The sequence below is a fragment of the Bradyrhizobium uaiense genome, assembly GCF_010811875.1.
Classification (GTDB): domain Bacteria; phylum Pseudomonadota; class Alphaproteobacteria; order Rhizobiales; family Xanthobacteraceae; genus Bradyrhizobium; species Bradyrhizobium uaiense.
The window spans coordinates 1-10483 of sequence record NZ_VKHP01000292.1; the positions used below are offsets into that span (position 1 = coordinate 1).

The 10483-nt window shown below is 64.9% G+C and carries 9 protein-coding genes; 4 read left to right on the plus strand and 5 right to left on the minus strand.

All coding sequences use genetic code 11. The annotated features are described in order from the left end of the window. A partial coding sequence (locus FNJ47_RS40625; protein WP_163161730.1) for a transglycosylase SLT domain-containing protein occupies positions 1-241 on the minus strand: 241 nt, incomplete at its 3' end. A 364-nt stretch (positions 242-605) separates the two neighbouring features. Here FNJ47_RS40625 and FNJ47_RS40630 point away from each other — a divergent pair. Further along, positions 606-815, plus strand: a complete 210-nt coding sequence (locus tag FNJ47_RS40630; RefSeq protein WP_163161732.1) for a hypothetical protein — start codon at positions 606-608, stop codon at positions 813-815. Between the two features lie 40 nt (positions 816-855). On the opposite strand, the gene FNJ47_RS40635 is transcribed toward FNJ47_RS40630, so the two are convergent. Then, positions 856-2205 carry an ATP-binding protein gene (locus tag FNJ47_RS40635; RefSeq protein WP_163161734.1) on the minus strand — a complete coding sequence of 450 codons (1350 nt, stop codon included), beginning with the start codon at positions 2203-2205 and terminating at the stop codon, positions 856-858. A 2-nt stretch (positions 2206-2207) separates the two neighbouring features. Then, positions 2208-2945 carry a response regulator gene (locus FNJ47_RS40640; RefSeq protein WP_029078975.1) on the minus strand — a complete coding sequence of 246 codons (738 nt, stop codon included), beginning with the start codon at positions 2943-2945 and terminating at the stop codon, positions 2208-2210. Positions 2946-3227: 282 nt separating this feature from the next. Between FNJ47_RS40640 and FNJ47_RS40645 the strand changes: the two genes are divergently transcribed. From FNJ47_RS40645 to FNJ47_RS40655, 3 genes are all read left to right on the plus strand, one after another. Then, positions 3228-3605 carry a PRC-barrel domain-containing protein gene (locus FNJ47_RS40645; protein ID WP_163161736.1) on the plus strand — a complete coding sequence of 126 codons (378 nt, stop codon included), beginning with the start codon at positions 3228-3230 and terminating at the stop codon, positions 3603-3605. A 379-nt stretch (positions 3606-3984) separates the two neighbouring features. Next, positions 3985-4527 (plus strand): PRC-barrel domain-containing protein, encoded by a 543-nt coding sequence (locus FNJ47_RS40650; RefSeq protein ID WP_163161738.1) that lies wholly within the window; start codon positions 3985-3987, stop codon positions 4525-4527. A gap of 234 nt (positions 4528-4761) precedes the next feature. Beyond that, positions 4762-7824 (plus strand): alpha-mannosidase, encoded by a 3063-nt coding sequence (locus FNJ47_RS40655; protein ID WP_163161740.1) that lies wholly within the window; start codon positions 4762-4764, stop codon positions 7822-7824. Between the two features lie 42 nt (positions 7825-7866). Here the strand turns inward: FNJ47_RS40655 and FNJ47_RS40660 are convergent, their stop codons facing one another. Both FNJ47_RS40660 and FNJ47_RS40665 read right to left on the minus strand, forming a co-directional pair. Beyond that, positions 7867-9264, minus strand: a complete 1398-nt coding sequence (locus tag FNJ47_RS40660) for a glycerophosphodiester phosphodiesterase family protein (protein WP_347341782.1) — start codon at positions 9262-9264, stop codon at positions 7867-7869. A 130-nt stretch (positions 9265-9394) separates the two neighbouring features. After that, a complete protein-coding gene (locus FNJ47_RS40665; RefSeq protein WP_163161742.1) occupies positions 9395-10366 on the minus strand; it encodes an HlyD family secretion protein in 972 nt (323 codons plus the stop codon). Positions 10367-10483: the final 117 nt, after the last annotated feature.

Below are 10483 nucleotides of genomic sequence, written 5' to 3' on the forward strand. Positions count from 1 at the left end.
CGCGGGCGGTCGCGAGCTTGATCTGCATCATGCCGATGGCGCCGCCGCGCCCGATCAAATGCGGCTGGTATTTGCTCTCGCGGACGATGACGCGATGCACCAGCTCTTCCGGCACCAGATTCGCCTGCGCCTCGGCCGCCACCATCGCCTCATATTGCGCGCGCGATTGCGCACTCGCACCGGTGCAGGACGCAAGCCACACAATAGCGGCCAGGTAGCCAAGGACTTGTACGGTCTTCATCTCGGGTCGCTCGGGGTGATCAAACGCGCGTCGGTTCTGCGGTCTCATTGGTACGGCGAGCAGGCAGGAATGTGGCAAAACCTTCGCATCAACGAACGTTCTGCGTCCGTGATTGTCCGGATGTGGGAGCAGCGAACGACGCGCTTGCGAGATGCTTCAAATTGTTTGCTTCGATTGACTCAGCCAAGAATTGTTTTGGCTACCAATTTTTCTTGTTCGCCGTTGCCGCACGCTATCCACAGCGGTTTGTCGTGCAAACGACTTGATGAAGGTCTACACTTCATCGCAAGGCAGTGCGGGAGTGTTGAGTCAGCACGTCTGTCCATTCAAAAGCACGCAAGAAACAACATTCGGGAGATGCGCCATGAATCGTCAAGATTCAGTCCGTCAGGACACTGGCTATATGCCTCGCGAAAATCCCTGCGCGCAATGCGGCAAGCCGATTGCTCGCCCGGATTGGGTGGAGCACAGCGAAGGGCGCACGTTCTATCTGTGGAATTGCCGCGCCTGCAATTACCGCTTCGAGGCGGTCGCGATCTACGACCACACGCAGCTCACGCCGCTCGCCGCCTGATCGTCGTCGATCTGCTCGGTCGCCGATCTGCTTCGCCGGATCAGGCCGCGGACTTCTGCAACGGCTGCTGTCGCGCCGGCAATTCGATCCGGACCACCAGCCCGTGCGGCTTGCGATCGTGCAGCGACAGCGTGCCGCGATGCGCGAGCACGATGGCGTTGGCGATCGACAGGCCGAGGCCGAAGCCTTCGGCCTCGTCCATGTTGCGCGCCTGGTCGCCGCGCACGAAGGGCTCCAGCACGGTCGCCTTGTGCGCGTCCGAGATGCCGGGGCCATCGTCCTCGATGTCGATGACGAGGCGATCGGGCCTGGCGTCGAGGCGCACGATGACCTCGCCGCCGAAGCGCGCGGCATTGTCGACCAGATTGGTGATGCAGCGATGCAGGTCGGCGGGCCGCACCGTCGCCATCGCGTGCTGCGGGCCCTCGTAGTTGACCTTGTGTCCCATGTCGACGAACTGATCGGTGACGAGGTGCAGCGTGCTGGCGATGTCGACCAGCGTCATCTCCTCGAGCTTGCGGTCGTTGCGCAGGAACGACAGCACCGATTCCAGCATCGAGCGCATCTGGTCGAGGTCGCGCAGCATGCGGTGGCGATTGGTCTCGTCCTCGATGAATTCGGCGCGCAGCCGCATCCGCGTGATCGGCGTGCGCAGGTCATGGCTGATCGCGGCCAGCATCTTGGTGCGGTCGTCGATCAATGCGGTGATGCGCTCGCGCATCCGGTTCAGCGCCTTGGCCAGCGAGCGGATCTCCTCGGGACCGCGCTCGGGCAGCGGCGCTGCGGCGCCGTTCAGGCTGAAGGTCTCGGCGGCCTTGACGAACGACGACAGCGGCGCCGTCAGCGCCCATGCCGCCCACAGGCCAAGCAGGGTGACGCTGATCACGGCGAACAGCACCGTCATCATCCACGGCCCGCCCCAGAACGGCCGCATGTGCTGGTCCGGCATCAGGTTCGCGGCGAACATCGTGCCGTCGGGCAGGCGGATGGCGACGCGGCGAATCTCGGTGTCGTGCGGCATAGAGCCCGTCTCGCGCGGCAGCGAGAAGACGCGATAGCCGGCGCCGAGCCGGCGCAGCGCGTGCAGGCTCGGCGCGTCGATCTCGGCGAGCGCGCCGGTCTCGGCCGGCAGGTCGCCGACCGCAAGCTGCGGGAAGGCTCTGATGACATCGGCCTGGAGCCGCGGTCGCTCCGATGCCGGGGCATGCCCCAGGAGTTGTGCGACGGCGGCGAGCTGGCTGTGCCAGCGATCCGAAGGCTCCGGCCGGTCCGGGCGATGGATCAGGAAGGTGGCCGTGATGATCAGATGCAGCGCGACGATCGAGACAACGACCAGCGCCGCCATCTGGGCGCCGATCCCCCGCAGACTCAGCACGCGCGGCAGCTTCATGGTCAGTTGCTCGTGGCGGCAACCGCCTCCACCCTCGGGGTGAACACATAGCCGCCGGAACGCACCGTCTTGATCATGGTGGCCTCCTGCGGATCGGGCTCGATCTTGCGGCGGATGCGGCTGACCAGCACGTCGATCGAACGCTCGAACGAGCCGGCGCTGCGGCCCTGCGTCAGGTCGAGCAGGCTGTCGCGCGACAGCACGCGGCCGGGCCGCTCGCAGAAGGTGCGGAGCAGGTCGAATTCGGCGCTGGTCATGGCGACGCGCGCGCCTTCGGGGTTGCGCAGCTCGCGCAGGCGGATGTCGATGCGCCAGCCGAGGAAGCTCAGCGTGGTCGCGCCCTCGATCGCGCTGGCGTTGCGCGCGGCGGCCTGCCGGCGCAGTACCGCGTTGATCCGCGCCAGCAGCTCGCGCGGGTTGAACGGCTTCGCCAGGTAATCGTCGGCGCCCATCTCGAGGCCGAGGATGCGGTCGACGTCCTCGCCGCGCGCGGTCAGCATGATGATCGGCGTCTGCGACTCCGCGCGGACCTTGCGGCACAGGCTGAGCCCGTCCTCGCCGGGCAGCATGACGTCGAGCACCAGCAGATCGACGCGGTGATCGGTCATGGCCTTCGCCATCTCGCGGCCGTCGGAGGCGGTCGTGACATGGCAGGAATTGGTTCGGAGGTATTTGGCGATCAGGGACCGCGTTTCGCGGTCGTCCTCGACGACAAGGATATTGGGCGCAGCCTGGGTCATACCGATCTTTTGTCCGTGATTCGGGGAAAGCGGCTCAGGAATTTTGTTTCAGTGCATGTCTGAAATCTTGCCCAGCCGCTCAAGTTAAACAGGTCCCGGCGGGGAGAAAAGTTAGCGTTCTGTCATCCAGCAATGCATTGAAATTCGGGCCGAACTTCTCCGGTCCACGCCCCGGGGTCGGCCAGCGGGCCGTTGGAAAAGGGAAGGACAGCTGCCATATCCGGCGCCGGAACCGGTTTCCCCGGCGACGCGTTATTTCCTTTTCAGGTCAGGGAGGGTGAGATGGCTGTCGAGGTCAGGACCAGGCCGCATCAACTCATTGCAAGCGACCGGGTCGAGGGGACGGCAGTGCGCCGGGCCAATGGCGACATGATCGGCCACATCGAACGGCTGATGATCGACAAGATCTCCGGCAAGGTGTCGTACGCGGTGTTGAGCTTCGGCGGTTTCCTCGGCATCGGAACCAATCTGCTTCCGCTGCCGTGGGGCCGGTTGCACTACAATCCGAAGTTCGAGGCCTACGAGCTCGACATCGAGGACGATGAGCTGAAGCGCGCGCCGTCGTTCCGCGCCGACAAGGATTTCGACTGGGGCGATCGCTCGCAGGAAGTCGAGCTGCATCGCTTCTACGGCGTGCCGCCTTACTGGGGCGGCTTCTGATCGCGCGGTGACATGCGCGCATGATCGACGCAGGTTGATCGATGATGTGACCGCAGGGACGAACGCCGGCGTGCGCAGCGCGGTTCGCCGGGACGACTTAGTGAGCCAAACATCGTCACATCAGGGACTGCGCGTCCGGCGCAGTCGTGAGGCTCAACCGCAGCTCAGTTGAGAGATGACGGTCGCTTTCGTCAAGCACCGCAATGTTCCAAGTGTTGGGGAGGTCTATCTGTGCGGGCTTGGCGCACCGCCTTCATGGCGTTCCCAAGCATTGTGTTCCCGCGCGCCGAAGCGGCTTTTGAGCGCAGCTTCAATAGGAACGGTCGCCGATATCCCGGGTTCTCCCAGCATCGATTTTGCGAACTGAGGAGAGCGCACAATGTTGATCAAATCCATCTTTGCCGGCGTCGCCGGCTCCGCGTTGCTTGCTACCGTCGCGTTTGCGCAGGCGCCCACCGACAAGAGCGACAAGATGGCTCCTGCGGCGTCAACCACGTCGCCGGCTCCGGCTGCATCAACGTCAGCCACGTCGCCGACCGAATTCAAGGGCAACTGGCGCGCGTCGAAGGTCGTTGGACTGAGCGTGTACAACGACAAGAACGAGAGCGTCGGTTCGATCAATGATCTCCTGATGGAGAAGGGCGGTACCATCAAGGCCGTGGTGATCGGCGTCGGCGGCTTCCTCGGCGTCGGCGAGCATCTGGTCGCCGTGCCGATCGACAAGGTGAAATTCGTCAACGAGCCGATCGCCTATACCGGCGCGTCAAATACCGACAGCACGACCAAGTCGACGACCACCACGGGCGCGGCCCCTGCGGCGGCAGCGTCGAAGCCGAATCCCTGGTATCCGGATCACGCGGTCTTCAATGCGACCAAGGATGAGCTGAAGGCGATGCCCGAGTTCAAGTACGCGACCGACTGACGCGTATCGTCGCAATGCTAGAGACCAGCGCGCCCGGTACTGCCGGGCGCGCTTTTTGTTGGCCGTGAGATGAAATCCCTGGTCGTAAGGGTAAAACAAACGAGTTAGGCAAGAGACAGTTTTGGATATCGCGCCGATGCACCTTTGGTAAGGTGATGTCCGCGAGGCGCCGCTGCTACGATCAATCATTGAATTGCGCTTGGGTCCTCTTTCGTCAACTGGCTGAAGAATCCGATGAATGAAACCGATCGAGAGAGCGGCAATCCCGCGGTAGCGCGGATCCGCGGTCGCTACCCGCAATACACGCGGCGCAGGCTGGAGAGCTTTGCGCAGCGGCTGCAACAGAAGATTCATGCCGACAGCGTGCCGGTCACCTCGCTCGAAATCGCCGGTCCCACCGAGCGGATCAGCTTTGCGGAAGCCCTCGATCTGGACTATCGGCCGGTCGCATTGGGCGAGACGCTGGGGCCGCTATGGGCGACCTATTGGGTGCGGGGCGTGGCCGAGGTGCCGGAGGCCTGGGCCGGCTCGCGCGTTGATCTCTATTGGGACAGCCGTTCGGAAGCCCTGCTTTGGCTCGACGGACGCTCGTCGCAAGGTCTCAATCCCGGCCGTCACACCGCCCCGCTTGTTCAGCCGTCGCGCGGTGGCGAGGCCGTCAGCTTCCATGTGGAGATTGCCTGCAACGGCCTGTTCGGTGCGTTCTGGAGCGATCCGCAAGCCTACGCGCTGGTCGCGTGCGACTTGCGCCGCTTCGATCCCGAGGCCTCCGCGTTCCATTTCGACTACGAGGTGCTTCGCCAGCTCGAGGCCGATCGGGATCCCGCGACGAAGAGCCGGGCCTACGGCGCCGTCAGCGAGACCGCGCAGCCGGCGCTGGACCGGACCTGGGCAGGACGCCTGCTGCACGATCTCAACCGCGTTTGCAACATCGCCGATCCCGCCGAGCGCGCGACATGGCCGGCGGCGCGGGAGATCCTCAACGGCTTGCTGGCGGCGCGCAACGGCACCATTGCCCACGAGATGTCGGCGATCGGCCATGCCCATCTCGACACCGCGTGGCTGTGGCCGCTGGCAGAAACCCGCCGCAAGGCGCAACGCAGCTTCTCCACGGCCGTCGCGCTGATGGACCGCTATCCCGATTTCAAGTTCGCCTGCTCGCAGGCCTATCAATATGCCGTCATCGAGCAGACCGACCCTGACCTGTTCGCGCGGATCCGCGCCAAGGCCGCGGCCGGGCAATGGATTCCGGTCGGCGGCAGCTGGATCGAACCGGACTGCAACCTGCCCTGGGGCGAGTCGATCTGCCGGCAGTTTCTCTATGGTCAGCGCTACTTCGAGCGAACGTTCGGTGTGCGCTCCACCGTGTTCTGGAATCCCGACGTGTTCGGCTACGACGCCCAGCTGCCGCAGCTGATGCAGTCGGCGGGGATGTCGCGCTTCCTGACCCAGAAGCTGTCGTGGAACAGGTTCACCACGCCGCCGCATCACAGTTTCCACTGGCGTGGACTGGACGGCACCACGGTGCTGGCACATTTCCCGCCTGCGGACACCTACAACGGATCGGTGCAGCTTGCCGAGCTCCGCTATCACGCCGCCAATTACAAGGACGCCGATCGCTCACCCGACGCGCTCTATCTGTTCGGGTATGGCGACGGCGGTGGCGGCGCCGACGAGACGATGCTCGAGGCGTTGCAGCGGATGAAGGATCTGCAGGGACTGCCGCGGATTCAAATCCGCACCGTCGACAATTTCTTCGACCGCCTGGCGATGTCGGCGCCGAATCTGGCGACGATCGAAGGCGAGCTCTATCTCGAATATCATCGCGGCACCTACACCACGCAGTCGGAGATCAAGCGGCTCAACCGCGCCTGCGAGGCGGGCCTTCAGGCGCTCGAATTCGTGGCCGCGGTCGCGACGGCCTGGCGGCAACCGGCGCCGTCCGCGCAGGAGATCGAAGGTCTGTGGCGGACGCTGCTGGTCAACCAGTTCCACGACATCATCCCCGGCAGCAGCATCCGCGAGGTCTATGAGCGGGCGGAGGTCGAGCTCGCCGGGGTGGCGGAGGAGGCCAACCGCCGCACGCAGGCGCTGTTGGGCACGCTCTGCGAAGGTGAAGGCTGGACGCTGGTCAATACGCTGGGCCGTGCGCGTGCCGAGATCGCGTCCGATCCCGACGGGGTGCTCCGCCATGTCGTCGCCGCGCCCTTTGCTGCGGGAGAAGTGAAGCCGACCGATGATCGGGTCACCGTTGCCGCCGATACGGACGGCTTCATGCTGTCGAATGCGCAACTCACGGCACGTATTGACCGTACCGGACTTGTCCGGTCGCTGCTGCATATCGCAAGCGGCCGCGAGACGTTCGCATCGCCGGCGGCGCGCATGCTGCTGCTCGACGACAGGCCGCTCGATTTCGAGGCATGGGATATCGATCCATTCGCACTGGAGACCGCGCGCGACGCCACCGGGGAGGTGAGTTGCGAAGTGCTGTCGGATGGCGGGCTGCGCGGCGAGATCCGTTTCGAGCGCGGGCTCGGACGCGCGAGCCGGCTCTCTCAGGTGATCCGCCTCGATGCCGGCGCGGATCATCTCGAATTCGAGACAACGGTCGACTGGCAGGAGCGCAAGACGGCGCTGAAGGTCATGTTCCCCGTGGCCTGCCGCGCTTCGAACGCAACCTATGAAACCATGTTCGGCGCAACCGAGCGGCCGACCCATGCCAGCACCGATGCCGATGCGGCCAAGTACGAGGTGCCGGGGCATCGCTGGGCCGATCTCGCCGAGCCGGATTTCGGCGTGTCGTTGTTCAGCGATTGCCGTCATGGCTATTCGGCGTTCGGCAACCAGCTCGCGCTGACGCTGCTGCGCGGCTCCGAGGTGCCTGATCCACAGGCCGATATCGGGCGGCACCGGATGCGCTACGCGATCTATCCCCATCAGGGTGATTGGCGCGCCGCCGACACGGTGGGGCGCGCTTTGTGCTTTGAGCGTCCGATGCTCTGGGCCAAAGGGCAGCCGCGCGCGCCGCTGCGGCAGTCGTTCCTTACGGCGACCCCGGCCAACGTGATCATCGACACGATCAAGCCCGCCGAGGATGGCGAAGGCTGGGTGGTGCGGCTCTATGAGAGTGCGGGCGTTCGCGCCGCCGCGACGCTCGATTTCGGCGTCGACATATCGTCGGCGTGGATCAGCAACACGCTGGAAGATCGCATCGCCGTCGTTCCGACCGAAGCCCGGCGCTGTCGTCTGCCGTTGCGGCCGTTCCAGATCGCAACGCTGCGGGTTTTCCAGCAGTGATGCAAACGCGCCCGGCGATGCCGGGCGCGCCATGTTACGAGGTCACCAGCCCAGTTCACGCAAGTAGGCAGCGCGGGCGGCAACGCCGGTGTGGGTGAAATCCGTGAAGACTCCATCCACGCCGAGACGGAAGAACTTCAGATATTCCAGGCTGGGGTCGCCGCGATAGTCGGCGGCCAGATACTTCTTCTCGTTCCGGAACGTGAAGACATGCACGAACAGGCCAAGCTTGTGCGCGTCGGCGATCACGCCGGTCGCGTCCTGTGTCGAGGCCTGCGCCGTCGATCCCTTGTAGGGCGTGCCGTCGGCGTTGGCGTCCTTCCAGGGCGCAATCTTGTACGGCACGATATAGGCCTTCCACGGACCGATGCCGTCGGCATAGGTCTTGATCTCGGCCAGACCTTCCGGGGTCAGCATCGCGTCGAAGGTGCGGCTATCTCCCGCGACCGTCCAGTCGTACGGACGGGAATTGGCGATGTTGTTGAGCAGCACCTTGCCGGTCTTGAAGTCGACGCCGTTGCCGTCGATCAGCTGCACCTGTCGCGTTTCCAGGCCGTGGCTGCGCATGTATTTCAGGCTGCCGGGCTCGAAGCTCTGCACGATGATCGGCGCGTCCTTCGCATTGAGGCCGTTGTCCTTGATGATCTTGATCAGGGCGTCCTCGAGCGGATGGCTGCCGGGCGCACCGCAACCATTGGCGATCGCCTGCGCATTGTTCCAGGTCGGGTTCTTGGTTTCCGGATAGACGGAGATCGAGCGTCCCGTCGCCTTGCTCTTCGCCTTGGCGATGTCGATGATGTCCTGGAAGCTGATGACCGGAAACTTGCCGTTGAACAGTTTCGGCCGTTCGTTGGCCGCATCGTAGGTGGTGCCGGCGATCCAGGTCCTCAGCTCGGTCATGGTGAAATCGGTGATCGACCAGTCGTTGGTATGGTCGTCGCCGTCGACGATCAGCGCCTTCAGCACCGACTTCGGATCGGCCGGATCGACGAGATCGGTGGGATATTCACCCGGCCCGCCGGCGGCTGTCTGGGCCCATTTCACCTTGACGGGAACGCCGGGCACCGTGCGCTTGCGCTTGGCGACTTCCGCATTGGTCTTCGCCACTTCGGCGACGTTGGTGTTGTCGCCGAGCCAAGGGTTGTGGCGCGCCACCAGCACGCAATCCTTGGTCAGATGCAGGTCCTCTTCGAGCGAGTCCGTGCCGAGGTCGGCGGCCAGCTCGTACGAGGCTTCGGTCTCCTCCGGCATCAGGCCCGGCACGCCGCGATGCCCGATCACGAGCGGCAGCTTTCCATCGACGGTCAGGAAGGGCTTGGCGCCGGCCGGCGCCGGGCCGGTTTGCGCCGACGCCATCGACGGTAGCAAGACCGCCAGGGCCGCCGCACCGAGCAGCATCGTTGCAACCTGTAGTTTCCGTCCTGAACGAATGTGCTTCACGGCCAAGCCTCCATCTCTTGTGTGGCATCGGGGCGATGCTAGACGGCCGAGCCGAACAGGGCCGACGCGGTTGCCTTCTTGTCTCAATCTTCTGACAGTCCGATGACTGTGAGGCCGGGCGTCGGGCGTTTCAACGCTCGATCCGGACGCCCATGCCGGGTTCGAGGCCATCTGCGGCGCCCGTGGGGTCGAGACGCAGGCGCAGCGTATTGCGGTCGTGATCGCCGATGACCCTTTCAGCCTGCCAGGTGGCGAAGATCCCAAGCGGCTGCAACTCCGTGATCAGCGCCTTGGTCGCGCCGCGGGCGGCGCTCCGTGTCACGTTCACGGTCTTTCCGATCGCAAGACCGTCGAGATGATCCTCCCGCACGTTGAACGAGAGCCATTGCTTGCCGGCTGCTGCGACCATCAGGATCGGCTGGCCTGCGCGAACGTTCTCGCCGATTTCCGCGGCGATAACGCTGACCACGCCGTCGGCCGGGGCGCGGAGGACCATCTTGTCGAGACGGCGCTCCAGCACCGCGACCGCGGCTGCGGCGGCCTGCACCTGGGCGTCGGCGATGGCGCGCTCCTCCTTGGTCGGCCCCGCCACCGCCGCGTCGTAATTGGCCTGTGCAGCCGCCACACCGGCGCGCGCTGCGCCAACATCGTTCTCTGCCTGGTCGAGCGCCTGCTGTGTCTCGAAGCTCTGGCTCGCCAATGTGCTGATCCGCTTGAGCTGGGTCTCGACATAGTCGAGGCGCGAATTGGCTTTTGAGATCGCAGCCTTCAGCGAGTCGATCTGCTCGCGGCGGACGCCGGCATAGACGTTGTTGCGGCTCGCCGCCGCAGCGGCGAGCGCGGCCCGCGCCTGGTCCGCCTGTGCGGTCAACTCGACGGCGGAGAGCCGCGCCAGAACATCACCCGCGTGCACCTGCGCGCCTTTCTCGACCGCGATGGACACCAGCTGGCCTTTGACTTCCGGCTCGATCCTGACCTCGGTCGAGCGGACGACACCGACGATCGCCGGCGCCGGCGCCGCATGGATTGCGGCATAGATCAGCGCACCCGCAATGAGCACAAGCGGGATCGCGATGGTGGCGACGCGCTTAGCGTTGGGCATCTTGCGCTCCTCTCTTGAACACCAGCGCGGAGATCACCGCGAGCACGAAATAGCCCAGTGCCAGACACCACAGCCTGAACCAGTCATGCGAGACCTCCCAGATGCTTGCGCCGAGCT